Source organism: Labilibaculum euxinicum (genome assembly GCF_009795715.1).
Classification (GTDB): domain Bacteria; phylum Bacteroidota; class Bacteroidia; order Bacteroidales; family Marinifilaceae; genus Labilibaculum; species Labilibaculum euxinus.
Genome location: NZ_WTCR01000005.1, coordinates 226,617 through 246,257, shown reverse-complemented (window position 1 = coordinate 246,257; position 19,641 = coordinate 226,617). Strand labels below are relative to the sequence as shown.

Here is a 19,641-nt window from a genome sequence, read left to right as displayed (position 1 = left end):
CTTTTTTCGTTTGAAAAATAGAAATAAGTTCATAAATATTCTGAATTAGACCAATTCTGTTTTTTTTTCAAAATTCATGTACCATTGGTAAACATTAATAAAAAGACATTTAAGTCCGTATCTATTGTTGCTTCCATTTGTATTTCATTATGTGAATGAATATGATTTATTCGTTTAAATTATTATATTTGGTAGAGAGCGAGGAAGTTACGAAGAAAGTGAGCTCAGCTACCTTAAGAAGAATAGTTGGATTGCAGTAGGATTTGGCAGATAAAGGTTTCGTATTTTGATTTGTATTTTCATTATTGGCTATTATATAACCCTAATCTGTACCAAATACCTTATTCTATGAGTAGACCCTACGGATTTTTTTATGCCCTGATTATACTTTTTCTGTTGTTTAGTCCTCCTGCGCTTCTCGCAATTGAAGCCGACAGCACTCATGTTGCTGAAAATGATAATCATCACTTCAACTATTTTCTAAGCTCTGAGAAAAGGGGAGAACGTCTTTTTAAAGGCTTAACCAGAATAAAAACGGATGTAACATCCTGTGTTTCCTGTCACAATATTGAATACATCGATACGCTGAATTGGAATCCTTCTGCGTTGGATATTGCCGGAACATTTGCCGATAAATCAATTGCAGAATTTAAGTCTGTATTGATGAGCTCGTTGGGAAAAAAAATGGAGGAGTCTCACGTAGGATATACTTATTCGGATGAGGAACTGGGATATATAAAATCATATCTCGTTCAATTAAAAGAGGATACTCTCCATGAAGTCAAACCTAAGGTAAATAACCTGATTGTTTTTTTCTTTTTGGGTGCCATACTTACTATGGCCTTAATTGATTTGTTCTTCACAAAAAAAATCAAATATAAATTTATTCCAATACTAATTTTTGTACTTGCCTTTGGTTATCAGATAAACATGTTGGCTGATGGAGCTATGGCCTTAGGTCGCAAACAAAATTACCAACCGGCACAGCCCATTAAGTTTTCTCATAAAGTTCATGCTGCCGGTAATAAAATTGATTGCAGATATTGTCATACCACTGCTGACGAAAGTAAATCTGCAGGAATTCCTCATGTAAACCTTTGTATGAACTGCCATATTATTGTAAGGGAAGGACCTAATTCAGGGAAATTCGAAATTAACAAAATTATCAAGGCAATAGAAAATAATACTTCTGTAGAATGGGTTCGGATTCATCAGTTGCCCGATCATGTTTTTTTCAGTCATGCCCAGCATGCCAATGTGGGAAAAAGAGAATGTCAGGAATGTCATGGCCCTGTTGAAGAGATGGATGTAATTAAGCAAGTTGAAGATTTATCGATGGGCTGGTGTTTGGATTGTCATGATAAAACAGCTGTTGATTTTCAGGCCAATGGATATTATTCCAATGGCTTTAAAAAACTGCACGAAGATTTGGCAGCAGGAGTTATTGACAGTGTAAGAGTTACTGATATTGGAGGACGGGAATGTGCCCGATGCCATTATTAGAATTGTAAAAGCCAATTATTGCCCTGTTGCATTGCATTTTACCTATTGATAACCGTTTATCTATGAAGAAACATTGGAAAAGTATTGCCGAACGTAAAAATGGATCAGAAACTCCCGAAAAGCAGAATTTACCTAAGGGAAATCTGGAACAAATACTCGATATATTTGATAACGGGAATGAAAAATCACAATCGAACCGTCGTGATTTTCTAAAGCTTTGCGGATACAGTCTGGCAATAAGTACCGTGTTGGCCAGTTGCGAGAATTCTGTTCAAAAGGCCATTCCATACCTGATTAAACCTGAAGAAATTACTCCGGGGAAAGCGAATTATTATGCATCATCCTATGTAAATGGCAGTGAATATTGCAGTATTCTGATTAAAACCCGAGAAGGCCGTCCAATAAAAATTGAAGGCAACGATTTGTCGTCGGTTACTTATGGAGGCACCAGTGCCAGGGTTCAGGCTTCCATTTTGGGATTGTACGATACCAGCCGTTATAAAAATCCGCTGAAAGGCGATACCAAAATTTCCTGGGAGGAGTTGGATCATGACATTATTCAGCAATTGAATCAATTGAAAGAAAGTAAAGAGAGAGCAGTTCTTTTGACTCCGACAATATACAGTCCATCTACAAAGTCTGTGATAGAGAATTTCATAAAAATCTACCCTAATGTGAATTGGGTACAATATGATAATCGATCTGCATCAGCATTAATAAAGGCGAACGAAATGTGTTTTGGAAAAGCTGGGGTTTGCGATTACCGTTTCGATTTTGCAGATGTAATTGTGAGTTTCGATGCAGATTTTTTAGGAAATTGGCTGATGCCTGTTGAACACATTCGTCAGTACACCAAAAAACGCAAACTGAGCGATGGAAATACGAATATGTCGCGGCACATTCAGTTTGAATCGCGTTTATCTCTAACAGGAAGTAATGCCGATTATCGGATTCCGGTAAAACCTTCCGAACAAGCTTTGCTTGTTGCTCAATTGTACAATGAGATATTGAAAATTAAAGGTCAGGAATCCTATTCTTTGAATGATACTTCGGAAGATATCCGCGAATTGGCCAAAGAGCTTTGGAAAAATAAAGGGAAATCATTGGTTGTTGCAGGAGAGAATGATTTGAATATTCAGATCTTAATCAATGGGATTAATTACGAGTTGGAAAATTACGGAACAACCTTGCGGATTGATAAACAAATACTGACCAAACAAGCAATTGATCGGGATATGGAACAATTACTTACTGATCTGAATTCGGGTAAGATAAAAGCTTTGTTCTCTTACGGTGTTAATCCGGTATACGATTATTTTAAGGGGGAGGAATTTGCAAAGGCAATAGATAAAGTGCCGTTTTCGGTATCACTGGATATGGCTCCAAGTGAAACCAGTAGTCGGTTTAAATATGTAGCTCCCGATAATCATTTTATAGAAAGCTGGAATGATTTGGAACCTAAAACAAGCCGTTACAGTTTGATGCAGCCGGGAATTCGTCCGTTATTCAATACCCGGCAATTTCAATCTACTTTGCTTGCATGGATTGGTCAGGAAACGGACTATTTAAAATTTATAAAAAATTACTGGGAAGAGAATTTATATCCGTTGCAAACAGTCTATCCAAATTTTACTGTTTTTTGGAACAACAGCTTGCAACAAGGAGTTTTTGAACCTCAAACAAAATCGGTTTTCGACACCAAATTTAAGTTGGATGGCATTGGCGAATTGATTGATAACATAGCAAATGCACCAAAATCTTCTGGTTTTGAGCTTCAGGTATATGAAAGCTCAGCCATGGGTGATGGAAAAATGGCAAACAATCCATGGATTCAGGAACTTCCCGATCCGGTAACGAAAATTTGTTGGGACAATTACCTCACCGTATCGCCAAAACAAGCGGAAGAAATGCTTTTAGAAACAGGTGATGTGGTGGAGTTAAATTCAGGCATAAAGTTACCCGTATATATTTTACCGGGACAAGCATACAATACTGTTGCAGTTGCTTTGGGTTATGGAAGAACAAATTGCGGAGTAGTTGGAAAGAATGTGGGAGTTAATGTTTCCCAATTATCTCAGTTTAAAAATGATTCTCGGGTCGATTTCTCTACAGGAGTTGAAATCAAAAAAACAGAAGAGAAGTATGAATTGGCAACGACTCAAACTCATCACTCCATGGAAGGAAGAGCAATTGTTCGTGAAGCTTCATTAGGCGAATATTTAAAAGATCCGGCAGCAGGAAATGAGTCGCATCAGGAATACGAAAATGCAGGTATTTACAAGAAACCAAATTTTCCAAATCATCATTGGGGATTGGTTGTCGATTTAAATTCCTGTGTGGGTTGCGGTGCATGTTCAATTGCTTGCCAAGCGGAAAATAATGTGCCTGTAGTTGGGAAAAAAGAGGTGATTCGGGCGCACGAAATGTCCTGGATTCGTATCGACAGGTATTTTTCGGGCAGTGAGTTGAATCCGGATGTTTCCTTTCAGCCGGTAATGTGTCAGCATTGCGACAATGCACCTTGCGAGAATGTTTGTCCGGTAGCGGCCACCACTCACAGCAGCGAAGGTTTAAATCAAATGGCTTATAATCGTTGTATTGGGACTCGTTACTGCGGAAACAACTGTCCGTATAAAGTGCGTCGGTTCAATTGGTTTGATTTTACGAAAGCAGATTCGATTCCAGATAATCTGCACGATGTGGCTGACATGACGATCGATTTAAAACGAATGGTTTTGAATCCGGATGTTACCGTGCGGGCCAAAGGAGTGATTGAGAAGTGCTCCCTATGCGTGCAGCGAATTCAGGAAGGAAAATTGAAAGCGAAAATGGATGGAAGAAGGCCTCGGGACGGCGAAATAAAAACAGCTTGTCAGCAAGCCTGTCCTGCCGGAGCAATCATATTCGGAGATTTAAATGATAAGGATAGTCAGGTGGTAAAAGAAACTTCGGGCAAGCGAAATTACCATTTGCTGGAGGAGATTCATACGCTGCCATCGGTAAGTTATCTAACAAAGATTAGAAATAAAGAAACGAACAATTCATAAAACCACGCTTATGTATGTGTCGCCAATTCGTGAACCATTAATCACGGGGAAAAAAACGTATAAAAAGATTACCGACGAAATTTCTGCTCCAATTGAAGGAAAGGCGGGGAAGGCTTGGTATGCTGGAATTGCAATTACTTTATCGGCCTTATTTTTCGGCTTAGCCATGATGGGTTGGACCATTTGGCAGGGAATCGGAACATGGGGATTGAATAAAACCATAGGATGGGGTTGGGGAATTACCAATTTTGTGTGGTGGGTAGGAATCGGTCATGCCGGTACGTTTATTTCGGCCATTCTATTACTGTTTCGTCAAAAATGGAGAACAAGTATCAATCGATCGGCCGAGGCAATGACACTTTTTGCCGTGATGTGTGCAGGTATGTTTCCCTTAATTCACATGGGACGTCCACTACTTGCATTCTTTGTGTTTCCTTATCCAAATACGCGTGGTCTTTGGGTAAATTTCAACTCACCACTGCTGTGGGATGTATTTGCCATCAGTACCTATTTTAGTGTTTCTCTTTTGTTTTGGTATGTTGGTTTAATACCTGATATCGGAACCATTCGCGACAAAGTGAAATCAAAATTTAAAAAAGCAGTTTACGGATTTCTGAGTTTTGGATGGACAGGATCTGCCAGACACTGGAGCAGGCACGAAACCATGAGTTTGGTATTGGCCGGATTGGCTGCACCGCTGGTACTTTCGGTTCACAGTATTGTAAGTGCCGATTTTGCAACTTCGATAATTCCGGGGTGGCACACAACAATTTTCCCGCCCTATTTTGTTTCCGGAGCTATATTTTCTGGTTTTGCAATGGTGCTTACCCTCTTAGTGATTACACGAAAAGTATTGAATCTGGAAAGCTACATTACGGTTGGGCATGTTGAATCGATGAATAAAATTATTATCGCAACTGGCTCTATTGTGGGGATTGCCTACATCACCGAATTGTTTATTGCCTGGTATTCGGGCGTGGAATATGAGCAATATGCATTTCTGAACCGGGCAACCGGACCTTATTGGTGGGCCTACGCAATCATGATGACCTGTAATGTGATTTCGCCGCAACTGCTTTGGTTCAAAAAGCTGAGACGAAATCTTGCATTTACCTTTGTTCTGTCCATTTTCATCAACATTGGAATGTGGTTCGAACGGTTTGTAATTATCGTAACCTCTTTGCACCGCGATTACCTGCCGTCAAGTTGGTCGATGTACAGTCCAACTGTCGTTGAAGTAGGAATATTTATTGGAACATTAGGTTTGTTTTTTACTTGTTTCCTACTGTTTATTCGGGTATTCCCGGTAATTGCCATTGCCGAGGTGAAGACCGTAATGAAAAGTTCCGGAGAGAAATTTACAAATAAGGATAAAAACGAATGATCATGAAACGAGCATGAGAAAAAGTTCTCGCACATGAGAATGACTATACTGGCGAGTTCCATAGGGCAATTGAAAAACAAATTATAGACATATGAAAAGATATATTTCAGCCTATTTTGAAGATGAGGAAAATCTTCTTCGTGCTACCAAGGAATTGCGGGCTCAGGATGTTTCCATTCAGGATGTTTTGACTCCTTTTCCGGTTCATGGCCTGGATACTGCTTTGGGTTACAAACGATCCAATTTGCCAACTGTGGCATTTATTTGCGGAGGTATTGGTTTGGCTGTAGCTTTTGGCTTTCAAACCTGGGCATTTACTGTCGATTATCCATTGTTTATTGGAGGAAAGCCGCATTTTGCGATTCCTTCTTTTATCCCGATCACTTTTGAACTGACGGTTCTGTTTGCCTCTTTTGGAATGGCAATAGCATTCTTTATTCGCTCGAAACTCGGACCCGGAGCCAGGACTGTGATTCACGACGAACGAAGTACCGATGACCGTTTTGTGATTATTGTAGATCTGGATGAGGCAGGAAGTCAGGATGATGTTGTGAAAGGGATTCTTGAAAAAGAAGAGGCTATGAACATACAGGTTAAGGAGATTGAATTGTAAACCGCATAAACCAAATGGTGATGGACAAGAATTATACATTTTCCCAAAAAACACAAATTGCACTGCTCGCTGTAGGGGGATTCGGAATTCTATTGCTTCTGCTTGGGTATTTAATAGAAGCCCCCAACGGTCAGAGGTTTTGGACAAATTTTTTAATTAACAACCTGTTTTTCCTGTTCATTGCTCTGTTTGGAGGCGTATTTCAGGCATTGCATAAAATAGCTTATTCAGGATGGCATACCGCATTGCAGCGCATTCCCGAGGCCTTGATATCATTTCTGCCGGTATCAGCTATTTTGATGTTCCTTTTGTACTTCGGTATGCATGATATCTATCATTGGTCCCATGAGGGATTGCACGATCCGGTATTGGAGGGGAAAGCGGCCTATTTAAATATTCCGTTCTTTTTCATCCGAATGGTGGTTTATTTTGGTGTTTGGATATGGCTGACGCGCTTGCTGCGAAAAAATTCCCTGCAGCAGGATTTATCTACAGATATCAAATACTATAAAAAGGGAAAGTTACTGGGCGCTTTATTCATGGTTTTCTTTGCCGTATCTAGTTCGGCCATGAGCTGGGATTGGTTAATGTCTATTGATGCACATTGGTACAGCACCCTTTACGGATGGTTTATTTTTATTGGTCTTTTTGAGATTGGCATTGCTGCCATTATCCTTTTTATCCGTTTTCTGAAATGGAAAGGCCATTTGGAATTCATCAGCAAAGAACACATTCACGACATGGGAAAATACCTGTTTGCATTCAGTATTTTTTGGATGTATTTGTGGTTCTCTCAGTATCTGTTAATCTGGTACAGTCACATTCCTGAAGAAACGGCCTATTTTGCACCCAGACTGCACGATCATACCATTCTGTTTTTCACCATTTTGGTTCTTAATTTTGTAATTCCATTTCTGGGATTAATGACCCGGAATTCGAAACGAAATTTAAAGTGGTTATCTATTATGGCGGTGATAGTCTTGATTGGTCAATGGTTGAATATTTATTTACTGGTAATTCCCGGAACAATCGGGAAATCGGCGCAAATTGGCTTAACGGAAATTGGCTTTGTGTGCTTGTATCTGGTAGGCTTCTTGTTTGTTGTTTTAAGCTCTTTGGCTAAAGCGCCGCTGTTAAGTAAAAATGATCCTTTACTCGAAGAGAGTTTTCATTACGAAACCTGATTCATGACCCAAAAAGAAATTGTTATGCAAAAATTCGTATCCTATAGTAGTGCTTTATTGCTAGTTGTGGTTTTGTTGGCATCCTGCGATAAAGACCGCAACCATCCGGGTTATTCCTATTTTCCGGATATGGTTGAATCGCGGGCTTTTGAACCTTATTCTGCGAATCCTAATTTCGAAGACGGTTCGAGTTTGCGTTTGCCGGTTGAGGGTACTATTCCCAGAGAAATGATTCCTTACCATTTTGAAAAAACACAGGAAGAACGGATTTGGGCGGGCGAAAATATTTTTAATCCCAACGAAATGACCGCTGACGATGTGCAGAGAGGCAAGAAACTTTTCGGGATTTATTGCATCCACTGTCATGGTGAAAAGGGAGATGGACAAGGATATCTGTTCACGAGCGGAAAATACCCGTTTCAGCCTAGAAGTTTGATTACTGATGTGATGAAAACAACTCCCCGCGGTGAGATTTTTCATGTAATAACCGTTGGCTTTGGGGTTATGGGTGCTCATGGTGCTCAAATTAAACAAGCCGACAGATGGAAAATTATTGAGTACATAAAAGTGGATCTGCAAGCACAAAAGTAGGACGTGCCCTTATGAATAATTGTGAAATTATTTGATGAATAAACCCACTTGGTTTATGCTGAGCCTGCGAAGTATTTGGTGGTGGGAGAAGTTAGGGGGTGAAATTCCCCTGGCTTACTCGACTAGCAGTAGACTAAAGACCTATTTAAAATCATTCAATTTTTATAATACCACCATTAATACCAGCCCACATACTCCCTACTGCATCAAGGAATATACAGTAGAAATCTGATTTACCTTTACCATTTTCAGCATATTTGATTCTGTTATCTTGTATCCGATACTCAATAATTTGAGAATCAGAAACCTTTACTATTCTGTCCGAACATTGAATCCAAATTAAGTTGTTTAAACCAGTTATTATCTGATTCATAGGGTTGTAAATTGGATTCAAAGTCGTTTCTATTGAAGAATATTCAAATATTCTACGCTGTGACTCTTCACAAAGAGAAAAATTATCGAGTTGAAACTTCATGCATTCATATTGAATTGAGTCAGATATTATATTCCAATTAATGCCGTCATAGCTAGAACAACCTGAATAAAAAGAATTAATATATAAATCATTGTTTGGGAGTATCTTAATATCAGTAAAACACGAAGGATTTTCATAATAAGTACAACGTCCATTAATTGTTTTTAATTCAAGCTCATATTGAGTACCTGCATATATTTCAAAAGAGTAGTCAGAAGTACTATCCTTTTTAGCATTTTTTAAATATTCCCTTTTATTGCTAAACTGCAAAGTATCAATAATTCGAATTTTTTTATCAATATTGAAATGTTTTGTCCATTTACTATTTGGTTCGTCATAACTTATAATACAATTTAAAGTAGCAAACCATTTAATATTATTTGAATCTATCGCAATATCATTAATAATATTACAAGTTAAACCTGAATTTTCAGTATTGAATATTTTTATTTTATTCTCTGAGTAACAAGCTAAGCCAGAAGTTGAAAAACTGTAATCATTACTATCAGCCCCATAAGTAAACCAAACCTTATTAGTTTTATCTACTGCTATTTTTGATACGAAATTACTTTTACAAGGGGAGTTGGTCTTATTGAAAAATGTGAATGTAGTATCAAGTTTTATAAGACCAGAACCATCTGTTCCAAACCAATAATTATTTTCATGGTCGTTTGCCATACAGATTATGGCATCAACAGGCATTTGACTATTTAGGCAGGTAAGACTTTCAGAGTTTGAAAAATTTATTTCTTTAGTTAAATGCTTTAGGAAAGTATAATATTTTTCGTCAAAGCCCCTTTCGCAACACATTTTTTCAGTAATAAAATACTTAGATTCATTAAAATACCTATTTGTGAGGAAAGGTCCAATAATGTTGTTGTCTTTTATAGTTCCTTTAAAATCACCATAAAGAAAGGTTCCCTTATTGTATTTTTCAATTAGAATTTTTTCACCCTGATCATCAGAATAGATCCATTTTCCATCACGCACGCCCTCTGAAAAGTTAGCAATCAATTTAGCAGGTATTCCAAAGACAGAAACATCTATTATACATTGACCTGTACCATTTTTAATAGATAAATTATTTAATGTATCTCTAAATTCAATAATATTAAAATATTGTGTAGAAAAGTCAACAGACATCTTAAATTGCCCGTTTTCATAATTATAAACCCATAAACCACTACGTTTATTTTTAGTGAATTGTCCCTTTGCTCTTACATTTCCATTTTCATAATATTCTTCAAAACTACCTTGTTTATTGTAATCATCATAACATCCAGATGAAATAATATTGTTCTTCTTTATTGAATAGTCCTTAAAGGCTCCTTCGTAAAAGAAACCAGTAGCATTCATATCCGCAATTCGATAATAAGCACCTTTTGTTTTACTTGTAATTTCCCAATTTGGATTGAAATATATCGTATCAGAAGAATATCCGTTTAAATTAAAACAAATGGCTATAAATAATAGCAGAAACGTTTTTTTCATATGACTAATTGTTATGATGTTAGATTACTGAATCGAGTATTTAAGAACAGTTTACCGCTAACGGCAGTCTGTCTAAAACTCATTAAACTGCTCAATTAAGTTTTAATAACGGGGTAATGATTGTCTTCTTTTCCAGTCTAATTGAACGCGATACAATCGCGCACTAGCGGGGCAGTTCCTGCCACACGAACGCTTAGTTGTTATAAGTCGTTTTTCCCTTTTAATATCCACTCAATCATTTGGTCATTATCTTTGTATCCAAGTCGAAACTTATCTCTTTTTATATAATCAATAGCGTCTTTTGTCAAATAATTTGTAGTTACAATAAGAGCTTTGGATGCAAATTCATCATTTCGTACTGTAGATAATTCTCTTATTTCATGAAGTTTAACCTTATTATTCAATCCATATTTCTTTGCTTGCCAAACAGATTTTATTAATCCTATATTTTCATCATTTCTAATGGCAATAACATCAACACCTCCATCCCTAGTGGCTTTTGTCAATTCAATATCCCAACCATCTTGTTCTAATAAATATGCAATCAATTTTTCGAAATCCCGCCAATTCATTTGGCTTAATAATTTTCCTTTTCTTATTAAATCTTCAGCTAACAATAAGTAAGAAGGTGAATTTGATAGCCAGTTTGGTTTAATTATACTATCTGGTTTCCATATTAATGATTCTTCTGGTTCTCGATTTGGTATTGTTATTAACCACGGTTCATCTGATGCTAGCCAAGTTTGATTATTACTCCAGTCAACTGTATTTTCTTCAAATTCTTTAAGCCAAGCAGTATCTACTTTTGCTTTTTTAAATTGAAAACCGAGTAATCCAGGGTCTAAAAGTTGCTCCATTAATTCGGGGTCATATAGTACATTACAAACAATAAAATCATCTATTTCATCTTCCGTTGGATTTCCAGTAATCTTAACATATGATTCATTGATTAAACTTTTGGATTCACGATGAAAATCAATAGTCCTTGAAATTATTTTCGCAATAATATCTCTTAATTCGTCTACTGTTATTTCATTCATTTTCTTCTTTTAAATGGCTTATAATGCTTGTGCATTTATATATTTTTTATCGATCTTAAAACATATACTTAATACATCTCATCGGTAAAAACATTACTAAAGTAGTAAATCGAAACAAAGATTCAAGCTGTCAAAGTTGCCAACTTGCAGGCCTGCGGATAATTGACTGAAAAAGGCTTTTTGAACTGGGGGAGGACCAAAAGGAGAGTTGTTTTTTCATCTATTGCAGTTTGGCTTTAGCCAACTGAGATTAAAATATTCCAAAGACTGATTTGTTTTTGTATTTATTGAGTTTTTAAACTATCATTTTATGCTTTGCTACAATTAGCATAGAGCAAAAAATCATTTTTTCAGGCTTTGCTACAATTAGCACGGGGCAAAAAACCAATTTTTCAGACTTTCACTAAATAGGTAAAGAGAGTGTTCACAAAACTGTGTCTCAAGTCCTTAATTCATAGAAAGGAAAAGGAATATGTCCAAAAAGTAATATTTTGTATCGGATTGTCATGTTGAGCGATCCCGATTCATCGGGATCAGAATGACAATAGAACGATACTTTTGGGACAGCTTCTTTGTAATGCAGCTTCGCAGGTTCTTATTTTACTTCTCTACATTGTAACCAATACTCTCAATCTGCTGGGCTATTTCATCCCGATTAACCTTATCCTTTTCCACCTTAATGCTTACTTTATTGTTTGTATGGGAAGCTTCCACTTCAACAACACCATCAATTTGTTTCAACCCATTTTTAATTGTGTTTTCGCATCCGGTGCAGGTCATTCCGGTTACGGTAAATTCCATTGTTTCATAGTCAACCACTTGTGTTGTTTCGTTTTTTTTGCTCTCTGCTTTTTTAGTATTCGACTGGCAAGCGGCCAGGAAAGCAATTGCAAATACTACGATTAGAATTTTTCTCATTTTAACAGGGTTTAGTTGAATTGTAAATATAAAAAGGATTGGTATAAATGTCCAGTTTATTGGTTGTGATAATAATAGAACAGCTCTAAAAGTAAAGTTTATCAATACTAATTAGGATCATGATCATCAGGAAATAAAGATTAAGGCGCAGGAACAATTTTCGCACGCTTATTCGGTCGTAATTTTTTAAAAGAATAAAACTGTTCGGAATAATCCATAAGGATAGAGCCAGTAAAGACCAAATCAGAATTTTTGATGAGAGAACATCAAAGATGGGAAGCAGCAAAGCGACCATTATTGTTGCCAGCATCCATATTAATGTGATATTGTGAATTTGTTTTACGCTAAACACATCAGTCAGTACTTTAAAACCTCCTTTTTTATAATCTTCGCCATAGAGCAGCAACAAGAGCCAAAAGTGAGGGATTTGACCAATAAAGAAGAAAAAGGAAAGGGCTAAAATTGGCCAGTCCAAAAAATTACCGCCTGCTGCCACGTAACCTATCATTGGAGGAAATGCACCGCTTAGTGCTCCTGGAACAACAGCAAATGCCGAAATCTGTTTTAAGGGAGTATATACCAGGTTGTACCAAAAGATAGAAAAAATGGCCAGCCATAAACTTTCGGTAGTTCCGCCTAAGGCTAGTAAACCGCAACCCGAAAGCAGGAAGAAAACACTCCATTTCACTGCTTCCGAAATGCTGATTTTTCCGGCAGGGATTGGCCGGAATTTGGTGCGGTTCATTAACGCATCTTTTTTGTGTTCCTGAATGTGATTTAAGGCTGATGCACCGGCCACAATCAAAAAAATACCTAACACTGCATAAGCCATATCTACAGAGAATTCCGGAGCATACAGTAAATATCCGGTGAAGCAGGAAATGGCTATTGGGACAGCAATTTTAATTTTCCCCAATTCAGAGAGCGTGGATATTTTCGCAGAGATATGCATAGGTAGTAATTATTTAAGCGTCTTCATAAATTCAATTATTTCGCCGATATCATCTTCTGTTAATTCATTTTTATAGGATAGCATCAAGCCTTTGCTGTAACCCTTTACAATATCATCGTTAGGATTGTAAATGGAGTTGATTACATAGGCGGTGTCGACATTTATTTCTCTTGTTTGCCCCTTAGTAATAACGGTTTCTGTTTTGCCGAATAAACCTTTCCAGCTTGGGCCAACCAACTTCGATCCATCAAGCGAGTGACAGGCCAAACAACCATTCTTCTTTACAATGACTAAGCCCAAAGCCCCGGGTTTATCCGAAATAAGTGGAGCGGTTGCAGTTGTGTCAATATACCAGCTGTCGAATTTGTCCTGCGGCATTACAATCACAGATGTTTGCATAGAGGAATGTCTCAAGCCACAATATTCTGTGCAAAACAAATCGAATTCTCCTTCGCGGCCGGGTATGAACCACATCATTTGTTTTTTTCCGGGAACAACATCCTGCTTTAGTCTAAACGAAGGAATGTATAAACTATGTATTACATCCAGAGCCTTCAAATCTAATTTTACTGCACGATTTAAAGGAACATACAGCGTATCTGTTCTTTTGCCGTTTTCATATTCGAATTGCCAGTTCCACATTCTGCCAACACTTTTAATTACAAAAGCATCGTCAGGAACTTCTTTCATTGGTTTGTAGCCCATCCAGCCGTAATAGAACATCACCATCACCAATAGGGTGGGAATAACCGTCCAAAGTATCTCAAGGGAAACACTTCCGTGGATTTGGGTAGCGACCGGATTTCTTTCTTTTCGATATCGAAATACAAAGTATATCATGGTAGCTGTGATGGCGATGAGGAAAAAGAAAATGATTCCCAATATCACCTCGAAAGAAGTATCTACACCTTTCACAAAATTAGAAGCATCGGGTATTGCTTTAGAAGTCATAAGCTATCGGTATAAGTAGTCTAAGAATGTAATAAAAATAACACAGCCCAGCAGTAAAAATACGCTGGCTACCATGATGGCATAGAACTTTTTATCGAATTTAAGATGCATAAAAATCAGTAATACCAATAGGGATTTAATACCAGCCAGCACTAAAGCAGCTGAAACTGTGTACGGACCTAAATTAAGACTGGTTATGGCCACTGATGTAAAGGTCATGAGAAGCAAGGCAATCAAAACAAATACATAGGTTTTGTATTTTACAATGTGGGTATGTTGTTCTTTTTCCATAACAGTACAATTAAGTGATTAGGTAGAATAAGGGGAAAAGGAAAATCCAGATTAAATCGACTAAATGCCAATACAACCCACTGTTTTCGAGTATTGCGAAGTTGTCGTGTTGTACCTCATCTTTAACCACCAGTCTCATTACGTAAGCAATGAATGCTACACCTATAACAATGTGTAATGCGTGAAGTCCCGTCATGGCATAGTACAAACCAAAAAACAGGATTTCTCCCTGACTTGCGTCCATCAGCGTTGGACTCCCAGGGTATATACCATGGGCTATTTTCCCACTCCATTCAAAATATTTATTCACCATAAATGCCACAGCCAGTAAAATGGTAATGCCCATTAATATCAACGTAAGTTTTTTATTCTGAGATTGTATGGCACTTATAGACATGGCAATTGTCATACTGCTTATAAGTAGAATTACAGTATTTGCTGTGCCAATAAAAGTATCCAGTTCTTCGGCGGCCAAATGAAAAGCCGCCGGGTTTAAGTAACGGTATACCGAATAGACAATAAACAATCCGCCAAAAAGCAGCAGCTCAGTAAATATGAAAATCCACATTCCCGTTTTAGCACCTTCATCGTCCCGGTGTTCATCAATGTGTGTGTGATTACTCATAGTCGTATGGCTGTTTGGTTACTACTGGTATTTCCGCAAAATTCTCCAAAGGCGGAGGACTGGCAATTGTCCATTCAAGTGTTTTTCCTTTCCAGGGATCGGCTTCTGCAATTTCTCCTTTTCGGGCCGAGCGAACCAAATTGGTGATGATAATAACCAGGCCGGAAATCATGAGCATGGCTCCAAACGAGGATACAATATTTGGTCCGTGAAATTCTTCAACATAGTCGTAATACCTGCGGGGCATTCCAATCATTCCTAAATAAAACATAGGAAGGTAAAGAGTGTTAAAGCCTGTGAAGAATACTGCCAAACCTATATTTGCCCAGCCTTTGTCGTACATTCTGCCAAACATTTTAGGGTACCAGTAATGCAGAGCTCCAAAAAATGCATATCCGGTACCACCGAAAACAATAAAGTGAAAGTGAGCAACCACAAATGCCGTATCGTGCAAATGAACGTTGGCCGATAAGGCACCCAGTACCATTCCTGATAATCCTCCGATCATGAAAACAAAAAGAAAGCAAAGAGCCCACAAGAAAGGAGTTTGAATATCGATGGAAGCTTTATGAAGGGTAGCTACCCAATTGAATATTTTAATGGCACTGGGAATGGCTACCAAAAATGTAAGAATCGAAAATGTATACAGGGCTGTTCCACTCATTCCTGATGTAAACATGTGATGACCCCAAACAAAGTAGCCTACAAATGCAATTGCTAAAGTAGACACAACAATTGCTTTGTAACCGAAAATGGTTTTTCGCGCGAATGTTGGAATAATCTCTGAGATCACACCCATCGCCGGCAGTATCATGATGTAAACGGCAGGGTGGGAGTAAATCCAGAATAAATGCTGATATAAGATTGGATCGCCGCCCAAAGCAGGATCGAAAAATCCGATTTGCAGGGTGCGTTCCAGTACAATCATTAATAATGTAATTCCTACAATTGGTGTTGCCAGTACTTGAATCCAGCTTGTTCCGTATATAGCCCATGGAAAAAGAGGCATTTTCATCCAAGTCATACCTGGTGCTCTCATTCTGTGAATAGTTACGATAAAGTTGAGTCCGGTTGCTATGGAAGAGAACCCTAAAATAAATGCACCAGTCACGGCCGGCAGCATATTGGTTCCTGTTCTAAAACTGTAGGGAGCGTAAAATGTCCAGCCGGTATCTGGAGGTCCGTCACCAAAAAACTGAGCCGAAAGAGCAATGGTCGCACCTAAAATATAGATCCACCACGACAAAAGGTTGAGCTTGGGAAATGCCACATCTTTCGCTCCAATCATCAGAGGCAGGAAAAAATTTCCAAACACAGCAGGTAAGCCGGGAACTACAATTAAAAAAATCATGGTTATCCCGTGAAGGGTGAAAAAGCTGTTGTAAGTCTGGGCATCCATTATGGTTTTTCCGGGTGCAATCAGCTCTATTTTCATTAACAGACCCAGAATAGCTGCAACACTAAAAAGCACCAGCATACTGTATAAATACAACAAGCCAATTCGTTTGTGATCTGTAGAGAAAATCCATGAAAATATTCCTTTGTACCGTCCTTGATATTCAAGGTAATTTGGTTCATGGTTTTGAATTACGGTATCAGTCATATGTATCGTGTTAATTTTTTATCTTAATTGGAACCAAAGATGTTACAAATTCTGACAGATCGTATTTGTGTTAATCTGAGGATTTGTGGTTTGTATTATTGTTGTTTCCTTTTTGTTTTCACGAACACCAATAATAGAAAAACAATCAGTCCCATTATCAATATAATGGCTCCGGTTATTTTGGTGATATTTAAAACATAGGCTTGTCCTACCGGATCGTAGGAGTAGCAATATTGAAGTATTTTGTTGATAGTTGGTCCTGTCTGGCCTTTAGAAGCTTCCATAATAGCCAGTTTAAACTCAAATGGTAAAAAGTAGGTGCCATTTAAATAGCGGGTTATTTTTCCATCGGGACTTGTTACGATAACTGTAGCTGCGTGTGTGTATTCGTTGCCAACCTTTTTATATCTAAACCCAAATGCTTTTGTTGCCTTAGCAATATTCAGGCTGTCGCCGGTATAGAATTTCCAGCCCTCTTGTGTGTTTTTACCTTTAATTAAGGACTTGTAGTTGTTTTTCTTTTTAACTGCCAAATCATAAGTTTCTTTCGGATCAAAACTAATTGTGATGACTTGATAATCTTTGGCGATTTCCAAATCACTTTTTTGAATGACATCAGCCAAACCGTCCATAAGAGGACTGCAGATTCCCGGGCAACGGAAGTAGACAAATACAATTGCTGTAGGTTTATCAATTTGATCTTTTAAAAAGATCAATTCACCGGCTTCGTTGGTTAATTGTATATCCTGAGGAATGGTGTCGTTAAGATTTTCTATGACTCCAACTTCCATGTCGTAGTACAAATCTTTTACGTCTTGACCAAATGATAAAGAAGTAATCAAGATTAGCAGAAAAGAAACAGTAAGTTTTAATTTCATAAATAGTCCTCCATAGTTTTAGGGGTAAGGAGATAAATGGGGCAATTATTTGGTAATCATTACTCTGATCCTTATAAATATATAAAAATATTTGATGGGTTCTTATGGTTAATTGGCTTTTTTTGCAGTAGTTAGCTATTTAGAATGCGAAATAATTTTGAAAATACATTGTGTGTTTACTATTTTTATTGGATCTAAAAAAGAATAATGAGCATGAATAAATTGAACGTAATATTTTTGATAATTGTGTTTTTTTTAACCTCTTGCGGAGGATCGGATAAGAAAGCGACAAAGAAAGAAGTTGTGAGTGCCGAAATACCAGTATCTGAAATGGAAAATGGTGCTCAATTATATAGAGCCAAGTGCATGAACTGTCATATGAAAACGGGTAGTGGTATTGAAAAATTTTATCCGCCCTTGGCTAATTCCGATTACTTGAAGAAACATACGGAAGATGCCATAAAAATGGTAAAATTCGGAAGCAATAAACCAATTAAAGTAAACGGTATTAAATACAATAGTTTAATGCCTGCATCTGGTTTAACCGATAAGGAATTGGTCGCCGTTTTTAATTATATTCTGAATTCCTGGGGAAACAATTACGGTCAGGTTTCTTTGGAACAGGTTGAGGCTGTAAAGAGATAAATAAGCTTTTGGCTATGGTATTTGGGTTATAGGGAATAGGTGAAGCCATGAGCCAAAAGCGCAGATCGTTTAATGTACATTCGATTTTACACGATAATATTCTTTACGAAGGCGTTTTATACTTAGAACCTTAATTTGTTCTTCACCGGTTGTCTCACTAATTTTTTTAACAGCAATCTTACTTTTCTTCTGATGCTCGGGGTAATGACAAGCTTTGTACTTTTTACCGCTGTTGCAAAAGCATTTGTCATTTCGTTCAATTCTTACATAGTGAAAGGAATCTTTTTCGGTAGTGTTGAAAAAAGTCAACAAATTGTTAAGGATATTTTTCATAGTGTTGGAATATCTTTAGTAAAAGTTAGGTTCCCCTTAATTTACAAGATATCCTGATTGGAAACAATTAAAATAAGTTCTCGTGTGAATTGTTTTGTCAAGAGATAAAATGTCTAATTGCAAAATTTCATTAAGAGGATAAGCAATTTGTAAAGTGCAATAGATTCATTATGATATGAGTGTGTAATGTTAAGTTGTGATTGTGATATGGTCAGCAATAAGTTAAGTTTTAGTATGGATTAGTTAGTTGCCTTTGTTTGTAATCACCTGAAGTTAATGGAATAAAGAAGAATGATTGGTTTGTGGTGAAAGGACTGTTATAATTAATTATGAGTTTTGAATTTGCTAAGTTTAATTAAATAGTATAGCTTTGTTTTTTGTTAATTAAATAAATAAAACAAATGAAGAGATTAATTTTGATTTTGGCATTAGCCTTGGCCGTTGTAGCTCCTTCGCAGGCACAAAAACTAGGTAAATTCGGTGGTTTAACAGAAAAGAAAATTGGACCTAAAACGATTAAAGTACCTTATACAGATGTTGTTTCGTATTTAGGATATGCAGCTAAGGATACTGAAGATGAGGTGATTGATGGAAAGAAGTTTTACTTTATCTATTTATGGGTTCCTGCAGTCGCTCCTGAATTAGGTGTTCGAATGATGTCTCCCGTTGGTAAAACATCTGTAAAAGATGCGATTACTTCGGAAGAGTATACTGCAAATGCAGAATCAGAAGACTATTTTGATACTTATATTACTTTGGAACGTTCTGATATTTTTAGTGCTGATAAAATTTCTGCTGAAGGAGTAAAAAGTGCAAAATGGTTTTCATTAGCAAAAAATGATGATAGCAGTGAAATGCCTAAAACTCCAAGAGGAACAAAATACAATTCGTTGTTGCGATATAAGAGTGAAGTTGGTAATCCTTTGAAAGCCTTAACTGTGGGATTGTATAGAATTGGGTTTACAACATATAAAAAAGGTGAAGTAAAAGGTACTTTTTTAGCACAAGTTGGAGCTCCAGTTAAAATTCCTGGAATTGTAATGGCTAAAACAATTGAAGAGTTAAAAGCTCAAATCAAATAAAAATTCTTTAAAATCGACATTCGACTTTTCGAAGA

Annotated in this window: 18 protein-coding genes; 8 read left to right on the top strand and 10 right to left on the bottom strand. The window is 37.2% G+C overall.

From position 1 onward, the window contains the following. Positions 1 to 348 precede the first annotated feature (348 nt). From GQR60_RS08535 to GQR60_RS08510, 6 genes are all read left to right on the top strand, one after another. On the top strand, positions 349 to 1,503 hold the full coding sequence (locus tag GQR60_RS08535) for a cytochrome c3 family protein (RefSeq protein WP_124992512.1): 1,155 nt from the start codon (positions 349 to 351) through the stop codon (positions 1,501 to 1,503). Positions 1,504 to 1,565: 62 nt separating this feature from the next. Next, a complete protein-coding gene (locus tag GQR60_RS08530; protein WP_124992511.1) occupies positions 1,566 to 4,550 on the top strand; it encodes a Fe-S-cluster-containing hydrogenase in 2,985 nt (994 codons plus the stop codon). A 10-nt stretch (positions 4,551 to 4,560) separates the two neighbouring features. Then, entirely contained in the window at positions 4,561 to 5,934 is a 1,374-nt protein-coding gene (gene nrfD, locus GQR60_RS08525) for an NrfD/PsrC family molybdoenzyme membrane anchor subunit (protein ID WP_124992510.1), read from the top strand. A gap of 91 nt (positions 5,935 to 6,025) precedes the next feature. Further along, positions 6,026 to 6,547 carry a DUF3341 domain-containing protein gene (locus tag GQR60_RS08520; RefSeq protein ID WP_124992509.1) on the top strand — a complete coding sequence of 174 codons (522 nt, stop codon included), beginning with the start codon at positions 6,026 to 6,028 and terminating at the stop codon, positions 6,545 to 6,547. A gap of 20 nt (positions 6,548 to 6,567) precedes the next feature. Continuing rightward, entirely contained in the window at positions 6,568 to 7,731 is a 1,164-nt protein-coding gene (locus GQR60_RS08515) for a quinol:cytochrome C oxidoreductase (protein ID WP_124992508.1), read from the top strand. A 24-nt stretch (positions 7,732 to 7,755) separates the two neighbouring features. Continuing rightward, complete coding sequence (locus GQR60_RS08510; protein ID WP_160463445.1) at positions 7,756 to 8,322, top strand: c-type cytochrome; 567 nt, start codon at positions 7,756 to 7,758, stop codon at positions 8,320 to 8,322. 151 nt (positions 8,323 to 8,473) lie between these two features. On the opposite strand, the gene GQR60_RS08505 is transcribed toward GQR60_RS08510, so the two are convergent. The 9 genes from GQR60_RS08505 to GQR60_RS08465 form a co-directional block, all read right to left on the bottom strand. Then, positions 8,474 to 10,288 carry a toxin-antitoxin system YwqK family antitoxin gene (locus tag GQR60_RS08505; RefSeq protein WP_124992506.1) on the bottom strand — a complete coding sequence of 605 codons (1,815 nt, stop codon included), beginning with the start codon at positions 10,286 to 10,288 and terminating at the stop codon, positions 8,474 to 8,476. A gap of 200 nt (positions 10,289 to 10,488) precedes the next feature. Beyond that, the gene (locus GQR60_RS08500) at positions 10,489 to 11,328 is read right to left on the bottom strand and encodes a restriction endonuclease (RefSeq protein WP_124992505.1); all 840 of its coding nucleotides are present in this window, start codon (positions 11,326 to 11,328) and stop codon (positions 10,489 to 10,491) included. Between the two features lie 600 nt (positions 11,329 to 11,928). Then, complete coding sequence (locus GQR60_RS08495; protein WP_124992504.1) at positions 11,929 to 12,246, bottom strand: cation transporter; 318 nt, start codon at positions 12,244 to 12,246, stop codon at positions 11,929 to 11,931. Positions 12,247 to 12,331: 85 nt separating this feature from the next. After that, positions 12,332 to 13,198: a protoheme IX farnesyltransferase gene (locus GQR60_RS08490; RefSeq protein ID WP_124992503.1), complete on the bottom strand. Its 867-nt coding sequence runs from the start codon at positions 13,196 to 13,198 to the stop codon at positions 12,332 to 12,334. Between the two features lie 9 nt (positions 13,199 to 13,207). Further along, positions 13,208 to 14,149: a cytochrome c oxidase subunit II gene (coxB, locus tag GQR60_RS08485; RefSeq protein WP_124992502.1), complete on the bottom strand. Its 942-nt coding sequence runs from the start codon at positions 14,147 to 14,149 to the stop codon at positions 13,208 to 13,210. A 3-nt stretch (positions 14,150 to 14,152) separates the two neighbouring features. Further along, the gene (locus GQR60_RS08480) at positions 14,153 to 14,440 is read right to left on the bottom strand and encodes a cytochrome C oxidase subunit IV family protein (protein ID WP_124992501.1); all 288 of its coding nucleotides are present in this window, start codon (positions 14,438 to 14,440) and stop codon (positions 14,153 to 14,155) included. A gap of 10 nt (positions 14,441 to 14,450) precedes the next feature. Next, entirely contained in the window at positions 14,451 to 15,065 is a 615-nt protein-coding gene (locus GQR60_RS08475) for a cytochrome c oxidase subunit 3 family protein (RefSeq protein WP_124992500.1), read from the bottom strand. Beyond that, on the bottom strand, positions 15,058 to 16,668 hold the full coding sequence (locus GQR60_RS08470; protein ID WP_124992499.1) for a cytochrome c oxidase subunit I: 1,611 nt from the start codon (positions 16,666 to 16,668) through the stop codon (positions 15,058 to 15,060). The genes GQR60_RS08475 and GQR60_RS08470 overlap by 8 nt, the downstream gene beginning before the upstream one ends. Before the next feature lie 95 nt (positions 16,669 to 16,763). After that, complete coding sequence (locus GQR60_RS08465) at positions 16,764 to 17,546, bottom strand: SCO family protein (RefSeq protein WP_124992498.1); 783 nt, start codon at positions 17,544 to 17,546, stop codon at positions 16,764 to 16,766. 213 nt (positions 17,547 to 17,759) lie between these two features. Between GQR60_RS08465 and GQR60_RS08460 the strand changes: the two genes are divergently transcribed. Beyond that, positions 17,760 to 18,191: a c-type cytochrome gene (locus GQR60_RS08460; RefSeq protein WP_160463444.1), complete on the top strand. Its 432-nt coding sequence runs from the start codon at positions 17,760 to 17,762 to the stop codon at positions 18,189 to 18,191. 69 nt (positions 18,192 to 18,260) lie between these two features. On the opposite strand, the gene GQR60_RS08455 is transcribed toward GQR60_RS08460, so the two are convergent. Continuing rightward, a complete protein-coding gene (locus GQR60_RS08455; protein WP_124992496.1) occupies positions 18,261 to 18,524 on the bottom strand; it encodes an SEC-C metal-binding domain-containing protein in 264 nt (87 codons plus the stop codon). Positions 18,525 to 18,925: 401 nt separating this feature from the next. Between GQR60_RS08455 and GQR60_RS08450 the strand changes: the two genes are divergently transcribed. Beyond that, a complete protein-coding gene (locus GQR60_RS08450; protein ID WP_124992495.1) occupies positions 18,926 to 19,606 on the top strand; it encodes a Lipl32 family lipoprotein in 681 nt (226 codons plus the stop codon). The last annotated feature ends 35 nt before the right edge of the window (positions 19,607 to 19,641 follow it).

What these genes read in the sequence shown, in the direction of transcription:
- GQR60_RS08490 (WP_124992503.1), bottom strand. Translation starts at nt 13,198, where the DNA reads ATGCATATCTCTGCGAAAATATCCACGCTCTCTGAATTGGGGAAAATT.
- nrfD (WP_124992510.1), top strand. Translation starts at nt 4,561, where the DNA reads ATGTATGTGTCGCCAATTCGTGAACCATTAATCACGGGGAAAAAAACG.
- GQR60_RS08515 (WP_124992508.1), top strand. Translation starts at nt 6,568, where the DNA reads ATGGACAAGAATTATACATTTTCCCAAAAAACACAAATTGCACTGCTC.
- GQR60_RS08460 (WP_160463444.1), top strand. Translation starts at nt 17,760, where the DNA reads ATGAATAAATTGAACGTAATATTTTTGATAATTGTGTTTTTTTTAACC.
- GQR60_RS08465 (WP_124992498.1), bottom strand. Translation starts at nt 17,546, where the DNA reads ATGAAATTAAAACTTACTGTTTCTTTTCTGCTAATCTTGATTACTTCT.
- GQR60_RS08535 (WP_124992512.1), top strand. Translation starts at nt 349, where the DNA reads ATGAGTAGACCCTACGGATTTTTTTATGCCCTGATTATACTTTTTCTG.
- GQR60_RS08530 (WP_124992511.1), top strand. Translation starts at nt 1,566, where the DNA reads ATGAAGAAACATTGGAAAAGTATTGCCGAACGTAAAAATGGATCAGAA.
- GQR60_RS08500 (WP_124992505.1), bottom strand. Translation starts at nt 11,328, where the DNA reads ATGAATGAAATAACAGTAGACGAATTAAGAGATATTATTGCGAAAATA.
- GQR60_RS08510 (WP_160463445.1), top strand. Translation starts at nt 7,756, where the DNA reads ATGCAAAAATTCGTATCCTATAGTAGTGCTTTATTGCTAGTTGTGGTT.
- GQR60_RS08480 (WP_124992501.1), bottom strand. Translation starts at nt 14,440, where the DNA reads ATGGAAAAAGAACAACATACCCACATTGTAAAATACAAAACCTATGTA.
- GQR60_RS08475 (WP_124992500.1), bottom strand. Translation starts at nt 15,065, where the DNA reads ATGAGTAATCACACACACATTGATGAACACCGGGACGATGAAGGTGCT.
- GQR60_RS08470 (WP_124992499.1), bottom strand. Translation starts at nt 16,668, where the DNA reads ATGACTGATACCGTAATTCAAAACCATGAACCAAATTACCTTGAATAT.
- GQR60_RS08455 (WP_124992496.1), bottom strand. Translation starts at nt 18,524, where the DNA reads ATGAAAAATATCCTTAACAATTTGTTGACTTTTTTCAACACTACCGAA.
- GQR60_RS08505 (WP_124992506.1), bottom strand. Translation starts at nt 10,288, where the DNA reads ATGAAAAAAACGTTTCTGCTATTATTTATAGCCATTTGTTTTAATTTA.
- GQR60_RS08450 (WP_124992495.1), top strand. Translation starts at nt 18,926, where the DNA reads ATGAAGAGATTAATTTTGATTTTGGCATTAGCCTTGGCCGTTGTAGCT.
- GQR60_RS08520 (WP_124992509.1), top strand. Translation starts at nt 6,026, where the DNA reads ATGAAAAGATATATTTCAGCCTATTTTGAAGATGAGGAAAATCTTCTT.
- GQR60_RS08495 (WP_124992504.1), bottom strand. Translation starts at nt 12,246, where the DNA reads ATGAGAAAAATTCTAATCGTAGTATTTGCAATTGCTTTCCTGGCCGCT.
- coxB (WP_124992502.1), bottom strand. Translation starts at nt 14,149, where the DNA reads ATGACTTCTAAAGCAATACCCGATGCTTCTAATTTTGTGAAAGGTGTA.